The sequence below is a fragment of the Curtobacterium sp. MCSS17_005 genome (genome assembly GCF_003234225.2).
Taxonomy (GTDB): Bacteria; Actinomycetota; Actinomycetes; order Actinomycetales; family Microbacteriaceae; genus Curtobacterium; species Curtobacterium flaccumfaciens.
Map to the genome: position 1 here is coordinate 3,001,714 of NZ_CP126258.1, position 19,206 is coordinate 3,020,919.

Annotated in this window: 13 protein-coding genes; 5 read left to right on the top strand and 8 right to left on the bottom strand. The window is 72.4% G+C overall.

The window, feature by feature from the left end:
• The first annotated feature begins 116 nt into the window (after positions 1 to 116).
• Both DEJ20_RS14320 and DEJ20_RS14325 read left to right on the top strand, forming a co-directional pair.
• Positions 117 to 1,931 (top strand): thiamine pyrophosphate-requiring protein, encoded by a 1,815-nt coding sequence (locus DEJ20_RS14320; protein ID WP_111235796.1) that lies wholly within the window; start codon positions 117 to 119, stop codon positions 1,929 to 1,931.
• Between the two features lie 102 nt (positions 1,932 to 2,033).
• Positions 2,034 to 4,430: a bifunctional metallophosphatase/5'-nucleotidase gene (locus tag DEJ20_RS14325; RefSeq protein WP_111235795.1), complete on the top strand. Its 2,397-nt coding sequence runs from the start codon at positions 2,034 to 2,036 to the stop codon at positions 4,428 to 4,430.
• A gap of 320 nt (positions 4,431 to 4,750) precedes the next feature.
• On the opposite strand, the gene efeB is transcribed toward DEJ20_RS14325, so the two are convergent.
• The 3 genes from efeB to efeU are packed head-to-tail and all read right to left on the bottom strand — an operon-like array spanning position 4,751 to position 8,902.
• Entirely contained in the window at positions 4,751 to 6,055 is a 1,305-nt protein-coding gene (efeB, locus tag DEJ20_RS14330; protein WP_111235794.1) for an iron uptake transporter deferrochelatase/peroxidase subunit, read from the bottom strand.
• On the bottom strand, positions 6,052 to 7,275 hold the full coding sequence (efeO, locus tag DEJ20_RS14335) for an iron uptake system protein EfeO (RefSeq protein WP_111235793.1): 1,224 nt from the start codon (positions 7,273 to 7,275) through the stop codon (positions 6,052 to 6,054). The genes efeB and efeO overlap by 4 nt, the downstream gene beginning before the upstream one ends.
• Positions 7,262 to 8,902 carry an iron uptake transporter permease EfeU gene (gene efeU, locus DEJ20_RS14340; RefSeq protein ID WP_111235792.1) on the bottom strand — a complete coding sequence of 547 codons (1,641 nt, stop codon included), beginning with the start codon at positions 8,900 to 8,902 and terminating at the stop codon, positions 7,262 to 7,264. The genes efeO and efeU overlap by 14 nt, the downstream gene beginning before the upstream one ends.
• 69 nt (positions 8,903 to 8,971) lie before the next feature.
• Here efeU and DEJ20_RS14345 point away from each other — a divergent pair, with 69 nt between their 5' ends.
• Together DEJ20_RS14345 and DEJ20_RS14350 are read left to right on the top strand one after the other, a co-directional pair.
• A complete protein-coding gene (locus tag DEJ20_RS14345; RefSeq protein ID WP_071406483.1) occupies positions 8,972 to 9,733 on the top strand; it encodes a trimeric intracellular cation channel family protein in 762 nt (253 codons plus the stop codon).
• Between the two features lie 247 nt (positions 9,734 to 9,980).
• Positions 9,981 to 10,583 (top strand): TetR/AcrR family transcriptional regulator, encoded by a 603-nt coding sequence (locus tag DEJ20_RS14350; protein ID WP_111235791.1) that lies wholly within the window; start codon positions 9,981 to 9,983, stop codon positions 10,581 to 10,583.
• A 355-nt stretch (positions 10,584 to 10,938) separates the two neighbouring features.
• On the opposite strand, the gene DEJ20_RS14355 is transcribed toward DEJ20_RS14350, so the two are convergent.
• The 5 genes from DEJ20_RS14355 to DEJ20_RS14375 form a co-directional block, all read right to left on the bottom strand.
• On the bottom strand, positions 10,939 to 13,290 hold the full coding sequence (locus DEJ20_RS14355) for a transglutaminase TgpA family protein (protein WP_146245450.1): 2,352 nt from the start codon (positions 13,288 to 13,290) through the stop codon (positions 10,939 to 10,941).
• 5 nt (positions 13,291 to 13,295) lie between these two features.
• Positions 13,296 to 14,627 carry a DUF58 domain-containing protein gene (locus DEJ20_RS14360; RefSeq protein ID WP_111032893.1) on the bottom strand — a complete coding sequence of 444 codons (1,332 nt, stop codon included), beginning with the start codon at positions 14,625 to 14,627 and terminating at the stop codon, positions 13,296 to 13,298.
• Positions 14,627 to 15,631, bottom strand: coding sequence for an AAA family ATPase (locus DEJ20_RS14365; protein WP_110865495.1), 1,005 nt, complete (start codon positions 15,629 to 15,631; stop codon positions 14,627 to 14,629). Before DEJ20_RS14365 ends, DEJ20_RS14360 begins: the two co-directional genes overlap by 1 nt.
• Before the next feature lie 203 nt (positions 15,632 to 15,834).
• Entirely contained in the window at positions 15,835 to 16,839 is a 1,005-nt protein-coding gene (locus DEJ20_RS14370; RefSeq protein WP_111235789.1) for a sugar phosphate isomerase/epimerase family protein, read from the bottom strand.
• Complete coding sequence (locus DEJ20_RS14375) at positions 16,836 to 18,077, bottom strand: Gfo/Idh/MocA family protein (RefSeq protein WP_111235788.1); 1,242 nt, start codon at positions 18,075 to 18,077, stop codon at positions 16,836 to 16,838. The genes DEJ20_RS14370 and DEJ20_RS14375 overlap by 4 nt, the downstream gene beginning before the upstream one ends.
• Before the next feature lie 116 nt (positions 18,078 to 18,193).
• On the opposite strand from DEJ20_RS14375, the gene DEJ20_RS14380 reads away from it, so the two are divergent.
• Positions 18,194 to 19,198: a LacI family DNA-binding transcriptional regulator gene (locus DEJ20_RS14380; RefSeq protein ID WP_111235787.1), complete on the top strand. Its 1,005-nt coding sequence runs from the start codon at positions 18,194 to 18,196 to the stop codon at positions 19,196 to 19,198.
• The last annotated feature ends 8 nt before the right edge of the window (positions 19,199 to 19,206 follow it).

Below are 19,206 nucleotides of genomic sequence, written 5' to 3' on the forward strand. Positions count from 1 at the left end.
AGCACAGGCGCCCTGGCCTGGAGGCCCGGATCACGTGACCGACGTCGGTCACGTGACCCGGGCCTCCAGTCCGGTGCCTGTGAACGGACCCGTGCGCGCCCGCGCACGCTGGTGCCATGAGCACGACCGTGAGCGACTTCGTCATCGACCGCATCAAGGCGTGGGGGGTCTCCCGGGTGTTCGGGTACCCCGGCGACGGGATCGGCGCCTTCGACGGCGCGCTCGGCAAGGCGGCGTCGAAGGGCGACGGCCTGGAGTACGTCCGCCCCACGCACGAGGAGATCGCGGCGCTGATGGCGACCGCGCACGCGAAGTTCACCGGCGAGGTCGGGGTCTGCGTCGCGACGTCGAGTCCCGGTGCCTTCCACCTGCTGAACGGTCTGTACGACGCGCAGATGGACAACCAGCCGGTGGTGGCGATCGTCGGCCAGCAGGGGCTCGCGGCGATGGGGTCGTTCACGCAGCAGGAGTCGAACCTGGAGCGCGTGTTCGCCGACGTCGCCTGCTACGTGCAGACGGTGGCCACGCCCGAAGCCGTCGGCGTGGTGCTCGACACCGCGTTCCGCACGGCGTCGCTCCGCAAGCAGCCGGCCGTCGTCGTGCTGCCCCACGACGTGCAGGCGATGACGTACGACGCACCGCCGCTCGAGCACTGGGCCTCGCGGTCGAGCGACGTCCCAGCGTCCACCCGGATCACGCCGCCCGCCGACGAGGTCCGGAAGATGGCCGAGATCATCAACGCCGGGTCGAAGGTGACGTTCCTGGTCGGTGCGGGCGCGCGCGGTGCGACGGCCCAGGTGCTCGCCGCGGCCGAGAAAGCGGGTGCGGGGATCATCACGGCACTCCGCGGCAAGGACGTGATCCCGTCCGACGTGCCCTACCACTCGCAGCAGCTCGGGCTGCTCGGGTCGCTGCCGTCGCTGCACCAGATCCGCGACTGCGACACCCTCGTGCTGCTCGGCACGAACTACCCGTACGGCGAGTACATGCCGAAGACAGGGCAGGCCCGGGGCATCCAGGTCGACATCAAGCCGGAGCAGCTCGGCCTGCGGTACCCGACCGAGCTGAACCTGTGGGGCGACGTCGGCTCGACGCTCGACGCGGTGCTCCCGCTGCTCGAGCAGAAGACCGACAAGTCCTTCCAGCAGACCGTCGCCGACGAGATGCGCGAGTGGGAGTCGGAGATGCGTGCGCAGTCCGAGGTCGCCTACGACGACGGGGTGAACCCGCGCCGGGTGATCCAGGCCGTGAACGACCGGCTGCCCGACGGCGTCACGGTCACCGCGGACGCCGGCACGACCGCCGACTGGTACGGCCACCACATCCGGCTGCGCGAGGGCATGCGCGGCGACATGTCCGGCCGGCTCGCGACGATGCTCGCGGCCATGCCGTACGCGGTGACGGCCAAGTTCGCGTTCCCGGACCGTCCGGCGGTGTGCACGATCGGCGACGGGGCCTTCCAGATGCTCGGCATGAACGAGCTGATCACCGTGAAGAAGTACCTGGCGGCCTGGCCGAACCAGCAGCTCGTCATCGTGGTCATGCACAACGACGACCTCGGCCAGGTGTCGTGGGAGATGCGCACCGAGGACGGCAACCCGATGTGGCGCGGCTCGCAGGACGTCGAGTCGATCGACTACGCCGGGTACGCGACGCTGCTCGGGTTCCAGGGCATCGCGGTGCACGAGGACTCCGAGGTCGAGCCTGCGGTCGAGCGGGCGTTCGCGCACCAGGGCGTGACCCTGATCGACGCGTACGTCAGCCGGAGCGTCCCGCCGCTGCCCCCGCACATCACGAAGGAGTACGCGATCAACACGGCGAAGAGCCTGCTGAAGGGCGATCCGGTCGAGTTCGACGTCGTGAAGGACTCCGCCAAGGCGATGGCGACCGAGGTCACCGAGCGGGTGAAGGGCGCCCTCGGCCGCGACTGAACCGGGTCGGGCGGGCGGAGAGGGACGGCCGTGTGAACGTCGTGTGACGACTTGCGCGGGGGTCTGGCGAGTCGCCTGTGCGTCTTCGTAGGTTCGACGGCGATGAACACTTCCCACACCACCGGAACCGCCGGTGCGACGACCCGACGACGCCTCGGCGCCGGCGCGGCCCTCGCCACCGCCGGGGTCCTGGTCGCACTGTCCGTCCCGTCCGCAGCCGTCGCCGCCGAGGGCGACACGACGATCGACATCATCGACGTCAACGACTTCCACGGTCGCATCGAGTCCGAGGGCACCGCCGCCGACAAGGCCGCCGGTGCCGCGAAGCTCGCCGGCGTCGTGCAGTCGTACCGCGAGGCCAACCCGAACACGATCTTCGCCAGCGTCGGCGACAACGTGGGCGCCTCGACCTTCACCTCGCTGATCCAGCAGGACTCCCCGACGATCGACGCCCTGAACGCCATGGACCTCGACGTCAGCGCGATCGGCAACCACGAGCTCGACAAGGGCCAGGACGACCTGACCGGCCGCATCGAAGACCGCGCCGACTGGCCGTACGTCTCGGCGAACATCGTCAAGGCCGGCACCACCGACCCCGCGTTCACCCCGTACTCCATCGTGGAGAAGGGCGGCGTCAAGGTCGGCTTCATCGGTGCCACCACCGAGGACCTCATCCCCGGGCTCGTCAGCCCCGGCGGGGTCGAGGGCCTCGCGATGGCCCCGATCGTGAGCCAGGTCAACCGGTACGCCGAGCAGCTCACCGACGGCAAGGACGACAACGGCGAGGCCGACGTGCTCGTCCTGCTCGTCCACGAGGGTGCCACCACGAGCGCGCTCGCCGATGCCACCGGCACCGGTGCCTTCGGCAAGATCACCTCCGGCGTCTCGTCGAAGGTCTCGGCCATCGTCTCGGCGCACACCCACGCGACGTACAACCACTCCATCGCGGGCCCCGACGGCACTCAGCGTCCGGTGATCCAGGCCGGGTCCTACGGGGTGAACCTCGGACACCTGCAGCTCACCGTGGACGCCGACAAGCAGCTCACCGGCATCACGTCCTCGGTCACCTCCGTCAACGAGGACAAGCGTGTCCCCGCCGACACCACCTCGGTCAACGCCGTGAGCGACATCGTGACCGCCGCGAAGGCCGTCGCCGACGTCAAGGGCGGCGAGAAGCTCGGCGAGATCACGGGTGACCTGCGTCGCGCCGTGCAGTCCGACCGCAAGGCCGAGAACCGCGGCGGCGAGTCCGTCCTGGGCAATTACATCGCCGAGGTCCAGCGCAGCGCCACCGAGCGGAACGGCTCGAAGATCGCCTTCATGAACCCGGGCGGCCTCCGCACCGACATGGTCTACGCGTCCAGCGGCGCCGGCGACCCCGACGGAACCGTCACCTACAAGGAGGCCGCGCTCGTCCAGCCGTTCGCCAACACCCTGGTGACGAAGGACATGACCGGCCAGCAGATCAAGAACGCCCTCGAGCAGCAGTGGCAGCCGGACGGCCTCGAGCGTCCGTTCCTGAAGCTCGGCGTCTCGGACGGCTTCGCGTACACCTACGACCCGTCGAAGGGCCGCGGCGAACGCATCACCGGCATGACCCTCGACGACAAGGCGATCGCGCTGACCGACACCCTCAAGGTGACCGTCAACTCGTTCCTGTCGACCGGTGGCGACAACTTCGCCGCCTTCGCGACCGGTACGAACGTCGCCGACTCCGGCCAGGTCGACCTGCAGGCCCAGGTGGACTACTTCCTCGCCAACCCGAAGGTCACGCCCCTGAAGGACCAGCGCGCCGTCGGCGTCACGGTCACGCCGACCCCGGCCGGTGGGTTCCAGCCCGGTGACGAGATCGAGCTCGACCTGTCGTCGCTCGTGTTCAGCAGCGAGGACCCCGCGAAGGCCGGCACCGTCTCGGTCACCGCGGACGGCAAGGAGCTCGCATCGTCGGCGATCGACCCGACGATCACCGACAAGAACGACGAGCAGGGTCGCGCGACCCTGACCGTCACGGTCCCCGAGATCGAGGCGCCGGCCGCACGTGCTGCCGCCCGCACCGCCGGTTCCGTCTCGCTCGCCGCGGTGGCCGAGCCGGTCGCCACGACGGACGCACCGCTCGTCGTCACCCTGCCGGGTGGCCAGACCGTCACCCTCGCCGTGACGATCCCGGTCGCCGCAGCGGTCGACCCGACGGACCCGACGGACCCGACGGACCCGACCGACCCGACCGACCCCACGGACCCGACGGACCCGACCCCGAACCCGAACCCGGGCGGCGGGGTCACCCCCGGGCCCGGCGCGGGTGACGGTGACGACGCCGGCATCGGTGGCGTCGGCGGGACCGACGACGACCCGCGTGCCGGTGGCGACCTCGCCTACACGGGTGCGGACCTGACCGCTCCGGCGATCGCGGCCGGCCTGCTCCTGCTCGCCGGGATCACGGCGCTCGTGGTCCTCCGCCGCAACCGCGCACGACGTGCCGCGACGGTCCTGACGGACTGACCCACAGCCTGCGGGCACACACGCGAACGGGCCGTCTCACCCTGGTGAGGCGGCCCGTTCGCGTCGGTCAGGAGGCCCGGAGCACGTCCGGCGCACACCTCGCGCGACCCGGCGGTCACGGTTGCTGTCCCATCCCGGTCGATCACTGCGGATCCGCGGATCCGCGGGGTACTCTCGGGGTTGTCGCACCGCGACGCGTCGTGCCGGGTCGCTTTCAGCAAGTCGACGGTGGTTCCGTCCGGCGAGACTCCGCGACGCGGGCGTCCTCCGCCTCCAGGGAAACGGCGGAGGACGCCCACTCCTCAAGTCAGCGACTCAGCTCATCGGAACAGCTGCTCGCCGATGTACGACCCCTTGCGGGGTGCCGGCGGCACGGCGAACACCGCGGACCCGATGTGCGAGACGTACTCGTTCAGCCGGTCCGATGCGCCGAGCTTCCGCTGCAGTCGCGTGAAGTGGTCCGGGTCGTTCACGTAGGCGATGAACAGCAGCCCGGCGTCGAGCTGGCCGTACTCGTTGAGCCCGTCGGTGTAGTTGTACGGCCGGCGCAGGATCTTCACGCCGCCGTTCGCCTCGTGCGCGGCGAGGGCGATGTGCGACGTCGCGTCGATCTTCGTCGCACCGTCGTCGTCCTTGGCGTGGAAGTCCGGGGTGGTGTGCTCCTGTCCGCCGGAGAGCGGTGCGCCCTGGATCTTCGTCCGCCCGAACACCCGCTGCTGGTCGCTGACGACGTCGGCGTCCCAGGTCTCGATGTTCATCCGGATCTTCCGCACGACCTGGTAGCTGCCGCCGGCCATCCACCCGGCGTCGTGGTCGAGCCAGACGAACCGGTCGTGGTCGGCGTCGGTCGTGATGTTCCGGGTGCCGTCCTTGAACCCCATCAGGTTGCGGGGCGTGCTCTGGTGCGGCCCCGCCGAGGCACGGCCGAAGCCGAGCACGGTCCAGCGGACGGTCGCGGTGCCGCGGGCCATCCGTGCCAGGTCGCGCACCGCGTGGTACGCCACCTGGGGGTCGTCGGCGCAGGCCTGCAGGGACAGGTCCCCGCCGGTCAGGCCCTCCTGCAGGTTGTCGCTCGGCAGCGTCGGGATGTCGGCGAGCGAGGCCGGACGGCGGTCGGCCAGCCCGAAGCGCTCGTCGAAGACGCCGGGGCCCAGGCCCACCGTGACGGTCAGGGACGCCGGCCCGAGGTCGAGCGCCTCGCCGGTGTCGGCGCCGACCCCGTTGCCGTGCGCCGGCTCGACGCTGCCGACGGTCTTGCCGGCCTGCAGCTGGGCGATCGCGGCCGACCAGCGGGCGAGGAGCACCTGCAGCTCGGTCGTGATGGTCGTCGACAGGTCGAACGTCATGTAGACGCAGTACCGCTGCGGGGTGGTGCGGATCCCGCCCTGCGGCTGCCGTGCCGCGGTGGCGTAGAACGGCTGGCTCTGCGAGAGGTCGATCGACTCGTCACCGTTCGTCGCCGCCGTGAACGGGTTCACCCCGGTCGCCGCGGTGGCGCCGCCGACGCCCGCTGCCGCGCCGACCCCGGCACCGGCCACGGCCAGGCCGGCGCCGAACAGACCACGGCGGGAGACGTTCGCCCGCGGTGCCTCGTTCGCCCGTGGTGCCTCGTCCGGCTCGGTCACGCGGTCGCGACCTTCTCGGCCAGCCGGGACAGCGGGTCCTGCAGCGCCTGGATCTGCTGCGAGATCGTGTTCGCGTCGGACTTCTTGGTGGCGGCGTCCCACGTGGCGAAACCGCCCAGGTCGTCGGCGTCGCGGTAGCCGTCCATCATCGTGTTCGTGGCGTCGAACTGCTTGGCGATCTGCTTCGTCAGGGTCGGGTCGAGCTTGGTCAGCCCCGGCTTGAGGTACGCGAAGGCCTGACGGGCGCCCTCGACGTTGGCGGCGAGGTCGACGAGGTCGATGTGGCTGTACGCCTCTTCCTCGCCGGTGATCTTGTTCGACTGCACCTCTTCGAGCAGACCGGCGGCACCGTTCGCCAGGTCCTCCGGCTTGTAGTCGAGCGTCGGCACGAGCTTCGCGAGCAGCTGCACGTCCTCGGTCAGGTCCGCGGCGGTCCGCTTGGTCGACGCGGTGATCTTCCCGGCCTGGAACAGGTCCTTCTCGACGGCGTGGAACCCGCTCCAACCGACGGCGGGGTCGAGGTTCGAGGCACGCATGTCGATCAGGTAGTCGAGGTTGCCGGCGTTGTCGGTGGCCGTGAAGCCCTTCTTGACGAAGCCGTCGACGTCGCTCTCGACGTGCTCGTAGAACGGACGGGCGTTGGCGTAGTCGGTCTTCGCCGCGTCGAGGTCGCCGGCGTCGATGTGCTCCTGCATCTGCTCGACCGCGGCGACCATGTCGGTGACCTGGCCGTCGACGTAGGTCGCGTAGCCCTTCGTCCCGTCGCGGAGCAGGGTCGAGGCGCTGCTGTTCGCGGTCGACGCGGCCTTGCCGGTGACGGTGAAGTCCGTCAGCTCGGTCTCGGCACCGGGGCAGTACACCTGGTACTCCCCACCGGTCAGCGTGGCGGTGAAGCGGACGGCGTCGAGGCCGGGAGCCAGGTTCTCCTTCTCGCCGAGGATCCGCTGGTCCTGCAGCAGCTCGACCTCGGTGATCGCGGTCGACGACTCGTTCTTGACCGTGAAGGTGACGGGGCCCGCGGGGACCTTCGTCGAGGACACCGCGCAGGCGTCCTGCCCGTCGTTGGTGAGCGTGATGGTGACGCGGGAGACCTTCGCGTCGCCGGAGCCGGAGCCGCCGGCCTCGGCGGACCCACCGGCGCAACCGGTGAGTGCGAGGGCGGTGACGGCGCCGAGGGCGCCCAGGGTGATCAGGGGTCGGACGGGCTTACCGAAGGACATGGTCGGTGCTCCTTGCAGGGTCCGCGGCCGGAGGGCCACGAGCGGGGACGGGTTCGGGGGTGGGGATGGTGGGGAGTCGCCGGCGACGGCGGTCACGGAGGGCCAGCAGCACCTGCGCGGCGGCCGCGATACCGAGGGCGATCGGCAGCCAGGCCTTCCAGAGCAGCAGGTCGGCGGACCGCGAGTCCGCAGCGGCCACCGAGGCGGCCGACCGCTCGACGCGGGCGTCGGGGACGGACCAGACGGTGCGGTCCAGGGTCGTGGTGCGCGCGGACGGGAGGCCCCCACCGCTCAGCGTCAGCACCTCGCGTTCGTCGCGGGTCGCGTCCAGGACCCCACCACGGACGGTCCACAGGGTCACCGTGTCGCGCACGGCCCAGCGCGCCGAGAAGGGGCCGGGGTTCGTCGACGGGGAGACCCCGACGGGCAGGCGGCCGAACAGGGTGACGAGGTCGTCGAGCGTCAGCGTCGACGGACGGTCGGCACCGCTCCCCTGCTCACTGTCCCCGTCCTGCTCAGTGTTTCCGTCCTGCTCACCGGCCCCGTCCTGCACGACGCGCCACCGGTCGGCGGCCACGCCCGCGCGGGTGACGCGGCGGTGGGCCGACGTCGGCAGGGTGATCCGGGCCTCCCGGCCGGTGCCCGACACGCGCAGGACGCCGGACGCACCGTCGACGCTGGCGGAGACGGAGCTGGCGTCGCCGCTGACCGCGGTGGTGCCGGGCAGGTCGACCCCGCCCGTCGGCACGGCGATCGCGAGTGCCGCTGCGGCCACGGCCAGTGCACCGGCGACGACGGCGCGCACCCGGGGCACGCGGTCCGGCGACGGACGCCAGGCGCGCGGCCAGAGCGTCAGGGCCAGCACCGGGACGACGTAGAGGAACCAGCCGAGCACCTCGATGACCCGCGGGTCCGGCGGGATGCCGAGCACGCCGGTGACCAGGGCACCCTGCACCGAACCGTTCGGGGCGAGCCACGACAGGTCGACGGTGCGCTGCTGGCCGATGACGATCCAGCCGGCCTCGTGCGCGCGGCGGAGGACGGTCAGCACCAGGCCACCCGCGACGAAGACCAGGAAGACCCCGGTGCCGGTGAAGAACCGCGACAGGTCGAGGCGGACGCCACCGGTGTAGATGCCGAAGCCGACGACGACCGCGGCCGCGATGCCGATCACGGCACCGAGGGCGGCGAGGCCGGTGTCCGACGACGCCTGGAACGTGGCGAGGAGGAACACCGAGGTCTCGAAGCCCTCCTTCAGGACGGCGAGGAACGCCATGCCGGCGAGGGCCCAGGCGGTGCCACGGCCGAGGGCAGCGGTGGCACTGGCCTCGAGGTCGGCGGTCAGGGTGCGCGCGTGCGTGCGCATCCAGACGATCATGCCCGTGACGAAGACGACGGCGACGATGCCGATGACCGCCTCCATGCCCTCCTGCTGGGCCTGCGGCAGCGCCTGCTCGACGGCCTGCAGCCCGAAGCCGACGGCGATGCTGAGCAGCACCGCGAGCCCGACGCCCGACCACATCGGGGTGAGCGGAACGCGGTTGCGACGCAGGAACGCGGCGATGATGCCGACGATGAGCGTGGCTTCGAGGCCTTCACGGAGACCGATGACGAGAGTGGCGAGCATGACGAAGGTGAGGCTAACCTAACCGCCGAACGGCCCGCCAGTCGTGCGACGTGATGTTTGATGGTTCTCATGAACCTGCTGTCCGTCGACGGCCTGGCGTCGGTCACGAACGTGCTCGACCTCGCCGGGGTCTTCGCGTCCGCCCTGCTCGGCGGCTCCATCGCCCGCGCGATGGACTTCGACCTGTTCGGGTTCCTGGTCGTCGGGTTCGTCTCCGGACTCGGCGGCGGGATGCTCCGCGACACCCTGCTGCAGAACGGACCACCCGTCGCGCTCGTCGACCCGCTGTACGTGCCGGTCGCCGTCGCCGGGGCGCTCATCGCGTTCCTCGTGTCGTTCTCCGAGCTCACCTGGGACCGGCTGTTCACCGTGCTCGACGCCGCCGTGATCGGGTTCTGGGCGGTGGTCGGCGTGCAGCGGACCTACGACGCCGGGCTCGACTGGCCCGCCGCCATCATCATGGGCACCATCACCGCGGTCGGCGGTGGGGCCATGCGCGACCTGCTGCTGCGGCGGGTGCCGGCCGTGTTCGGCGGGAACGCGCTGTACGCCACCGTGGCCGTCGCCGCGTCGGCCGTGATGGTGATCGCCTCGGCGCTCGGGTCGCCGTCGCTCGGCATCCTGCTCGCGATCACCCTGTCGCTCGGGCTGCGCTGGGGAGCGGTCCGGCGGGGCTGGGGGCTGCCGAACGGCCGCGACTGGCAGCCGAAGTCGACCCTCGGTTCGCTGCTCCGGCGGGGTCGGAGCCTGCGGCCGGACGCGCTCCGGTTGCTCCGGCGTCCGGGCCGTCGGACCGGTGCCGGCAGTGTCCGAGAAGAGCACGAGGACTGAGGGACTGTCCCCCGCGGCTCCGCAACGCTACGATCAGTACCGCCGGGTATCGTCCTGGCAGTTCTGCCGGGGATGATCCCGGTGAACGCTGTCCGCACAGCACCGACGCGACCCGAACGCGCCGGTTCCGAGCAGACGTGGGGATGGGGGCTTCGCTGATGCCGCGCGGGATCAGACGCGCGGCGCGGCAGGTCTCCACCACGATGCCCTCCCCGACGACCACCACCACAGGTCGGAGCAGCAACCGATGAGCGACGACGCTTCCCCTTCCCAGCGCATCCCGCGGGCCGAGGTCCGGGAACGCCTGCTCGTCGCCGGAGCCGCGGTCTTCGCCGAACAGGGCGTGTACGGCGCCCGGCTCGACGACGTCGCTGCGCGCGCGGGGTTCAGCAAGGGTGCGGTCTACTCGAACTTCTCGTCCAAGGAAGACCTGCTCGCCCAGGTCATGCAACGGTCAACGAACGTCGTGCTCGGCTCGCTGCAGGAACTCGTGCACGCGGACATCGCCGCCGTCGACGTCGGCGACGTCCTGCGCGCCGCGTTCGGGCAGCACGACCAGAGCGAGCAGTTCGCGCTGCTCTCGGCGTTCCGCGGGTACGCGGTGCGGCACCCGGAGTTCCTGCCCGAGTTCATCCGGCAGCGCCGGGTCCTGCAGGACGGGGTGCTCGAGCTGGTGCGGCTGTGGCTCGGTGCCCACCCCGAGGTGGAGGTCGGCATGACCCCGGAGGAGTTCGCGACCGTGCTCATCGGGGCGAACGTCGGCCTGGTGTTCGACGCGCCGGCGCTGCCCGGCGTCGATCCGGGCGAGCTCATCGCAACCCTGGTCGAGGCGGTCATCCGCCGCCGCTGACGCGGGCGGCGGCGCGCCGCTCGGCGGCGCGGGCGCGGGCGGCGGTTGGCGGGCGGCGGCAGCGCGGCGGTCCGGACTTCGCACCGTGCGAGTTTCGCGACCCCGTGGCCGCTCGACCGCCCCGTGCACGCCTACAGCCCAGCACCGAGCCACCAACCACGCACGACCCGACGAACCCTGCACCGTGCAACACCCGCCGAGCCATCGCCTAACAGAGCCCGCACCGTGCGAGGTTCGCCACCCCGTGCCCGCTCGACCGCCCCGTGCCCGCCTACAGCCCCGCACCGAGCCACCAACCACGCACCACCCGACCAACCCCGCACCGTGCAGCACCCGCCAGCCGGCACGCGCCGCGTCAGGCCGTGCGACGATCGCGACGGCGGGGCTTCGGCCCGTCGTGGGACCAGGCGGACGACGGCAGCAGGCTCGGCGGCAACAGGCGCGACCGCACGACGCGCACCGTGGGGACCGAGGCGTCGAGAGCCTCCCGAGCGTCGCGGACGTGACGCTCCAGCGCCGCGCTGTCGACCGATGCGGCACCGCCGGCGGCGAAGCGCTCGCGGTCGACCGCGTCGACGGCGGCCTCCAGGTGCGGCACGACCGACGCGGGCAGTCCAGGCCGCAGGCGTCCGAGCACGGCACGGGCGGTCCGGGCCACGGCGGCGGCGTCACCCGGCGGCGCGAGGCCCGGGGCGTACCCGTGGTCGGCGACGTCGTCGAGCAACTCGCGCCACGCCTGCACGGCGGGTGACCGACCGGCAGCGATCGCCGACAGCCTCGACCGGCGGCGAACAGCACGAACGAGGGCCGGGGCGACGAGGACCGCGAGCACGAGCAGCAGGCCCACGAGCAGCCCGACCGGTCCTCCGCCGCCGCCGGTGCCGGACGCACCCGTGGCACCCGGAACCGGGGACGCCGACGGGGTCGGTGACGCTGATTCGTCCGCCGGGGTGGTCTGCTCGGGCGCCGGCAGCGGAGTCTCCGGTGCCGCCGCGGTCGGCGAGGCCGAGGGCTCCTCGGACGGCGCGGCCTCGTCGGAGTCGGGCGTCGGCTCGAAGGCGACCCACCCGGCGCCCTGGATGTACAGCTCGGGCCAGGAGTGCAGCTGCCGGTTCGAGACCGCGTACTCGCCGTCGGGCTGCGGCGACCCGGCACGGTACCCGACCGCGATGCGCGAGGGGATGCCGAGCGTGCGGGCCATCACGGCCATCGCGGACGAGAAGTGCACGCAGTACCCGTCGCGGACCCGCAGGAACGTCGAGACGACGTCCATGCTGTCGCCGTCGTAGCCCTGCTCGACGGGAGCGGTCTCGGAGTAGGTGAACAGGTCGCTGCGGAACCACTGCTCGAGTGCCCGCGCCCGCCCGTAGTCGTCGGTCGCGGCTGCTGCGACGCGGGTCGCTGTGGTCGAGATGTTGGCGGGCAGGTCGTCTGGCAGGGCGAGGTCGGTGCGCAGCTGCTGGCGGCTGGGCTCTCGGAAGCCACGGCCGTCGGAGCGGGCGAGCACCCCCGAGGCGGCGACCGCGTCGAGGTAGTCGTTGGCGAACGTCGAGGCCCCGTAGACCTCGTACATCGCGCCGCGGGCGGTCGCGGCTCCGGTCGACCGGACGGTGCTCGAGTTCCCCATCCACCGCCACTGCGACAGGTCGAGGTTGGTGGACTGCGACTCGATCGACACCGCACCCGACGGCACCGGCAGGTAGGTGCTGGACAGCCCGGTGATCCGGACGGTCACGTCGCCACGGCTCGCCAGGCGCGGGTTGACGCCCTCGGCCCACTGCTGCTCGTCGGCGGTGTCGGCCTCGGCCGCGTTCGTCACGGTCGGCACCCAGTCCCCCGTGCCGAACTCGTCCAGGTCGGCGAGCTTGAGGTACTCGGGCTGCCCGTCCGACGAGCGGTAGCGGAACACCTCGAGCTCGCTCGGACGGCGCAGGTCGTTGCCGAGTTCGAGCAGGGTGCCGGGCCGTCCGGGCTGGATCGGCGACTGGATCGCACCGGTCACGCCGGACAACCAGCTGGCGTTGAGCGGCACGATCGTCGGCAGCCCGATGGCGACGACGAGCCCGATCGCCCCGACGACCGCGGCCGGCAGTGCGCGCTGCACCGGACGCACGGACAGCCAGAGCAGGGCGAGGAACGCCACCGCCGTGGTGATGACGAGCGGGGTGCCGGCGGGCTGCCCGGTGATGACACCCGGCACGATCAGGATGACGAGGGCCGGAGCCGCGGCGAGCGACGGGATCCGCGCGATGGCGGCGAGGAACAGCGAGACCGCCGCCACCCAGCCGATCGACGCGGTGACGACGAGCCGGATCGCGTCGGTCTGCGGCAGTGGTGCGGGGTTCAGGCGGATCGCGGCGAGCGTCTCCCCGAGGGCCCCGTCGGCGTCGAGCCACCCGAGCGGTTGGATGTCGTTGACCAGGGCGGCGGCGCACGAGCAGGCGATGACCGTGCCGACCAGGACGACGAAGCGGATGCCGGGCGTCTGGCGGCGCACGGCGAGCATCACGGCGACGAGCACGGCGACGACGACGACACCCGATGCCCACCAGGCGATGCCCTGCACGAGCGGCCGGATGGCGAGGGCAGCGAGGAGCACGGGCACCGGCGCGAGGGCCACGACCCAGGCGCTCGGGACGTCACGCAGGTCGTCGTCGCGGTCGAGGATCTCGCGCACGTCGGCACGGCCACGCGCCGGCGCGCTCACCCCGGTCACCGGGCGGCCCCGGACGGCGTCGCGCCGACGACCGGCACCACGAGGGTCCGCCAGCCGCCGCGGTCGAGGATGCCCCGCACGGCGGGGTCCGGCGGCACGATCGTCGCCAGGATGCCGCGGCTCGAACCGCTGGTCGCACTGACGAGCTCGGCGGCTTCCTCCGCGGTGCAGGTGCCCGTCACGACGGCGGTCATGCCGTGCACGTCGCGGCCACGGACCTCGGGCAGGACGTCGGTGACTTCGCGGGCGTCGGAGCGGAGCCGGACGTCGGCGAGCCCGACGAGCACGTCGGTGAGCCCGCCGACGTCGCCCGCGTGCCGGGTCGCGCCTTCGGGACCGTCGAACACGAGCACGACACGGGAGGTCCGGGCGGCGAGCGCCCGGGCGACACTGGCGGCCACCACGACGGCGTGCTCGAAGGCCTGGTCGCCGCCCAGGTCGGAGAGCTCGGCGAGGTCCTCTCGGCCGAGCCGCTGGTAGGACTCGCGCCGGACGTCGAGGGCGATCACGGCCTCGGGCGGCTGGGCCTGGGTGGTCTGGCGGACGTGGAGTTCCCCGCGCCGAGCGCTCTGGGCCCAGTGCACCCGGCGGATCGGGTCACCCGGTCGGTACGGGCGGAGTTCGCTGTCGTCGGCGGAACCACCCTGTCCGACCCGGCCCTCGTCGGCCGAGACCGCACCGGCGAGCGCCCCGGCGTCGATCGCCCCGAGGGGTGCCGAGGCCGGGACGACGACGACCTCTTCGGCAGGGACGACGGGACGGTCGATGCGGAGCAGGCCGAACGGGTCCTCGACCCGGATCGTCACGGGCCCGACCAGCGAGCGGCCGCGGTGCATCGCGAGTGCCTCGACGTCGAGCACTGCCGGCGGCAGGTTCGGCCCGACCTCGGCGTAGGTCTCCGCCTCGGCCAGGCTGGCGAAGGCGTCCTCGAGCTGTTCGCGCACGAGCAGCGTCGCCCGCGGACCGATCGGCAGGCTGGTGCTGCCGAGGGTGATGCGTTCCCGGTAGACCTCGCCCACCTGGACAATCGCCCGTGCGGTGCTGCGGCTGCCGCGGAGTGGGGTGGCGACGACGAACGCCATCACGATGCCGAGCACGACCAGCACGAGCAGCAGCAGGCCGGCCGTGACGGCCACGCTCGTGGTGCCGACCAGACCGCCGCCGACCAGGCCGATGCCGACGGCGATGACCGTCCAGCCCCGGATCGTCGGGCGCGGGAACGGGGTGCGTCGGGCCAACGACAGCCCCCGGCGGCCGAACCGTGCCGCCGTCGACCGCGCGGCACCGACGCGTCGCAGCAGCGACGGCGGTGCCGATGGACCGGCCATCAGGAGCGGACGGGGGTGGCCGTGAACGGGATGGCGGTGTCGGAGACGATGCGGACGACGATCTCGCGCACGGTGTCCTCGCCGGTGCCACCGAGCCCACGGGCGACCGGCACGAGCCGGTGCGCGAGCACGATCGGGGCGAGCGTCGCGACGTCGTCGGGGGTGACGAACGGGCGGCCGAGCAGTGCGGCGTGCGCACGGGCCGCCTGCGCCAGGTGCAGCGTCGCGCGGGGGCTCGCACCGAGCACCAGGTCGGGGTGGGTACGCGTCGACCGGACGATCGCGATGATGTACGCCTCGACGTCGGGGGCGATGTGCACCCCGGCGACGGTCTCGATGATCGCCCGCAGTGTGGTGACGTCGACGATCGGCCGCAGGCGCGACAGCGGGTCGCTGCCGCCGCGGTTCGCGAGCATCTGCCGTTCGGCGTCGACGCTCGGGTAGCCCATCGCGATGCGGGCCATGAAGCGGTCCCGCTGCGCCTCGGGCAGCGGGTACGTGCCCTCCATGTCGATCGGGTTCTGCGTCGCGACGATCATGAAGGGACGGTCGAGCGGGCGCGTCACACCGTCGACCGTGACCTGTGACTCCGCCATCGCCTCGAGCAGGGCCGACTGGGTCTTCGGGCTGGTGCGGTTGATCTCGTCGCCGATGACCACGTTCGCGAACACCGGGCCGGGCGAGAACCGGAAGGTGCCGGACGACTGGTCGAAGATGTTCACGCCGGTGACGTCGGACGGCAGCATGTCCGAGGTGAACTGGATGCGGTTCACCGACCCGCCGACCGAGGCACCGAGCGCCTTGGCGAGCACGGTCTTGCCGACGCCGGGGACGTCCTCGACGAGCAGGTGCCCCTCGGCGAGCATCACCGTCAGGGCCGTGCGGATGGCTTCCGCCTTGCCGTCGATCACCGTGGCGACGGAGGCCACGATGTCGTCGCCCACCGCCCGCACGTGTTCGAGCGGGAAGGCGGGGTCGGTCGGGTCCGGCACGCAGGGCTCCATCGTCGGGGACAGGTGTCGTGCATGCTACATCGGGCCGGTGACAGCACCCGGTACGGGTGCACGGACTGGTCGTTCCGCGCACCGGCGGCCGATCCGCGGGTGGTGGGGCCGGGAGGCACGGCCCCACCACACGCCGATCCGTCACCTGGTGCGCGGAACGGCCAACGGGCCTCCAGGCAGTGTCCGGGTCAGCTGACGGCCGGTCAGGACCGGGGCGTCAGCGCCGCGTCCGCGGCGCGCAGCACGCGCGCGGCGACCGCGACCCCGTCTTCGCGCCCGAGCTCGGTGTCCTCGTGCTCGATGTTCACCCACATGTCCGGGTCGATCGCACGCAGGGCCTCGAGGAACGTCGTCCAGTACGCCTCGTCGTGCCCCTTGCCGAGCGCGACGAAGTCCCACGCCGACGGCTTCGGCCACTCGTTCGCCCACTCGTCGCCGCCGAGGTTCGTGCGCGATTCGTCCGGCGACAACCGGCGGAACGAGTTGTCGAGCACCCCGTTGATCGCGGCGTGCGGGTTGATGCGGACGTCCTTCGCTGCGGCGTGGAACACGAGCGGCCCGAGGTCCTGGGCGACCGCCACCGGGTCCATCTGCTGCCAGAACAGGTGCGAGGCGTCCAGCTCGACCCCCACGTTGGTCAGCCCGCCGCGCTCGACGAGCTCCCGGATCGACGCCGGGTTGAACACGAGGTTCTGCGGGTGGAGCTCGAGTGCGACCTTGACACCGTGCTCCCGGGCCAGGGCGTCGATCTCCTGCCAGAACGGCACCGCGACGCTCCACTGGTGCTCGAGCACGTCGAGCGCGGCCGAGTTCCAGGCGTTCACGATCCAGTTCGGCCGCGTCCCGCCCGGCTCCCCCGCCGGCAGTCCGGACATCGTGACGACGCGGTCCTGCCCGAGGCGGGCCGCGAGGCGGATGCTGCGCCGGACGTCCTCGGCGTGCGCGGGGCCGATCGCCGGGTCGGGGTGCAGCGGGTTGCCGTTGCAGTTGAGCCCGGCGATCGAGACGCCGGTCCCCGCGAACTGCTCGAGGAACGCGTCACGCGCCCCGTCGTCCTGCAGGATCGCGTCGACGTCGGGCACGTGCACCGGGGGCAGGAACCCGCCGGTGTTCAGCTCGATGCCGGTGAGGCCGTTGGCCGCGATGACCCGGAGCGCGTCGGCGAGGGGCCGGTCGTGCAGGATCGCGTTGTAGAGACCGAGCTTCATGCGCGGACACCACCCTGCGTGGTCGGGACGACGGCGTCGGCAACGTCGACGGACGTGCCCCCGGCCGCGGCGGATCGTGCCACCGCGTCGAGGACCTCCATGTTGTGCACGCCGTCGTCGAACGTGGCGTTCGCGGGCAGGGCGTCGGGCGCGGCGCCGGACAGCCCCGCGATCTCGTCGAGGAACGCCCGCGCCTGGTACTCGAACATCTGGTTCTGCCCCCAGCCGACGCCCGGGGCGTCCATCGCCATGCCGCCCGCGACGTAGGGGTGGTCCGGACCGAGCACGACCTGGCGGTACCCACCCGTGCGCGAGCCGTCGGACTGCAGCGCGAGGCCGATCTCGGAGGCGCGCTCCTGGTCCCAGCGGGCGGCGCCGCGCTCGCAGAACACCTCGATGACGAGGCCGTTCGGGTGCCCGGCCGCGACGCGGGAGGCCTCGAGCGACCCGACGACCGTGCCGTCGCCGAACCGTGCGCTGAACGTGGCGTAGTCGTCGTTGCCGACGGCCGCGGTCGCACCGGTGAGCGGGACGGCCTGCCCCCGCAGGGAGTGTCCGGCGGCCACGGGTCGCTCGGTGATCGACGTGGTGAACGTCCCACCGCTGACGCTCCGGACCGGGCCGGCCAGGAACTCGGCGACGTAGGACAGGTGCGAGCCGACGTCGGCGAGCGCGCCGGACCCCGGCTCCCCCGTGAAGCGCCACGAGAACGGGACGTCGGGCGAGGCGCCGTAGTCGGTCCAGTACCGGCCGGAGACGTGCAGGACGCGGCCGAGCGTGCCGTCCTGGACGAGCTCCCTGATGGCCGCGAGGCCGGGAGCCCGGCGGTAGGTGAACCCGATGCGGCCGAGTACCCCGCGCTGCTCGGCCTCGGCAGCGGCGGACGCCATCGCGCGTGCGTCGTCGAGCGAGTCGGACAGCGGCTTCTCGCACAGCACGTGCTTGCCGGCGGCGAGCAGCCCCTCGACGATCTCGCGGTGCAGCGTGTTCGCGACGACGACGCTCACCACGTCGATGTCGTCCGCCGCAGCGATGGCCCGCCAGTCGGTGTCGTGCCGCTCGTAGCCGAAGCGCCGTGCGGCCTCGGCGGCGAGGGGCTCGTAGACGTCGCCGACCGAGACGAGCCGGACCGGCGGCAGCGTCGAGGTGAAGAGGGAGGGTGCGTTCCGCCACGCAGCCATGTGGGCCTTGCCCGCCATGCCCGCGCCGATGACGGCGACACCGATGCTGTCGCTCATGTTCTCTCCTTCGAGAAGATCGCTGGATCCCGACTCTGGAACGTTCCAGAACGTGTCGGTAGACTGTAGCCGCACCAGCCCATGTCCTGTCAAGCACCGTGCCGGAAAGGCTCAGCGTGACCCCTCGCCCGCCGACGATCATCGACGTCGCCGCACGCGCGGGCGTCTCGAAGTCCCTGGTGTCGATGGTGCTGCGCGACGATCCGGGAGTCTCCCCCGCTCGTCGCTCCGCGGTACTCGACGCCGTCGCGGAGCTCGGCTACCGCCCGAACCGCGCCGCCGCCATCCTCGCCGGCACCCGGACCCGCACCGTCGGCGTCATCGTCGACGACTTCCGGAACCCCTGGTACGTGCCGATGCTCGACGGCATCCGCGAGGCCCTCGCCCCGCACGGCCTCCGCCTCACCCTCGCCGACACCCGCGCCAACGCCCACCTCGACTCCTCGCCCTTCGACGACCTGGTCTCCCTGCGGGTGGACGGCGTGGTGCTCGCCGCCGAGGGGTTCCCCGACGTCGTCGTCCCCGCCGACACCCCGGTCGTGGTCGCCGGCGCGCGCGAGGACGTCCCCGGCGGACTCGACGTGGTCGCCTCCGACGAAGCCGCCGGCGGACGGTTGGCAGCGGATCACCTGATCGGCCTGGGTCACCGCCGCATCGCCCACGTCACCGGTTCGGGAGGCCCGGCTGCGCTCCGCCGCGACGCCACCGTCGCGCAACTGGTCGCGTCCGGCATCCAACCGCTGGTCTACGGCTCCGGCCCGACCTCGGAGACGACGGGCTACGAGGGCATGCGGCTCGCCCTCCGGGAGCACCCCGACCTGACCGCGGTGTTCGCCGCGAACGACGTCATGGCGATGGGCGCGATCGCCGCCGTGCAGGAAGCCGGACTCCGCGTGCCGCAGGACGTCTCGGTGATCGGCAACGACGAGACCCCGCTCGCCGCGTCACCCCTGCTGCGCCTGACGACGGTCGACCCGCACAACGACGAGGTCGGGCGCCTGGCGGCTGCGCGGCTTGTCGAGCGGATCGGCGCCGCAGCGGGGACGCCGACGGATCCCATCAGGACACTCGTGCCCCCGACGCTCGTCGTGCGGTCGACGACGGGGCCGCCGCGCCTCTGAACTCCGCT

Bases quoted from the DNA above. Each gene is read 5' to 3' on its own strand.
- DEJ20_RS14320 (WP_111235796.1), top strand. From the start codon at position 117: ATGAGCACGACCGTGAGCGACTTCGTCATCGACCGCATCAAGGCGTGG.
- DEJ20_RS14325 (WP_111235795.1), top strand. From the start codon at position 2,034: ATGAACACTTCCCACACCACCGGAACCGCCGGTGCGACGACCCGACGA.
- efeO (WP_111235793.1), bottom strand. From the start codon at position 7,275: ATGTCCTTCGGTAAGCCCGTCCGACCCCTGATCACCCTGGGCGCCCTC.
- efeU (WP_111235792.1), bottom strand. From the start codon at position 8,902: ATGCTCGCCACTCTCGTCATCGGTCTCCGTGAAGGCCTCGAAGCCACG.
- DEJ20_RS14345 (WP_071406483.1), top strand. From the start codon at position 8,972: ATGAACCTGCTGTCCGTCGACGGCCTGGCGTCGGTCACGAACGTGCTC.
- DEJ20_RS14350 (WP_111235791.1), top strand. From the start codon at position 9,981: ATGAGCGACGACGCTTCCCCTTCCCAGCGCATCCCGCGGGCCGAGGTC.
- DEJ20_RS14360 (WP_111032893.1), bottom strand. From the start codon at position 14,627: ATGGCCGGTCCATCGGCACCGCCGTCGCTGCTGCGACGCGTCGGTGCC.
- DEJ20_RS14365 (WP_110865495.1), bottom strand. From the start codon at position 15,631: ATGGAGCCCTGCGTGCCGGACCCGACCGACCCCGCCTTCCCGCTCGAA.
- DEJ20_RS14370 (WP_111235789.1), bottom strand. From the start codon at position 16,839: ATGAAGCTCGGTCTCTACAACGCGATCCTGCACGACCGGCCCCTCGCC.
- DEJ20_RS14375 (WP_111235788.1), bottom strand. From the start codon at position 18,077: ATGAGCGACAGCATCGGTGTCGCCGTCATCGGCGCGGGCATGGCGGGC.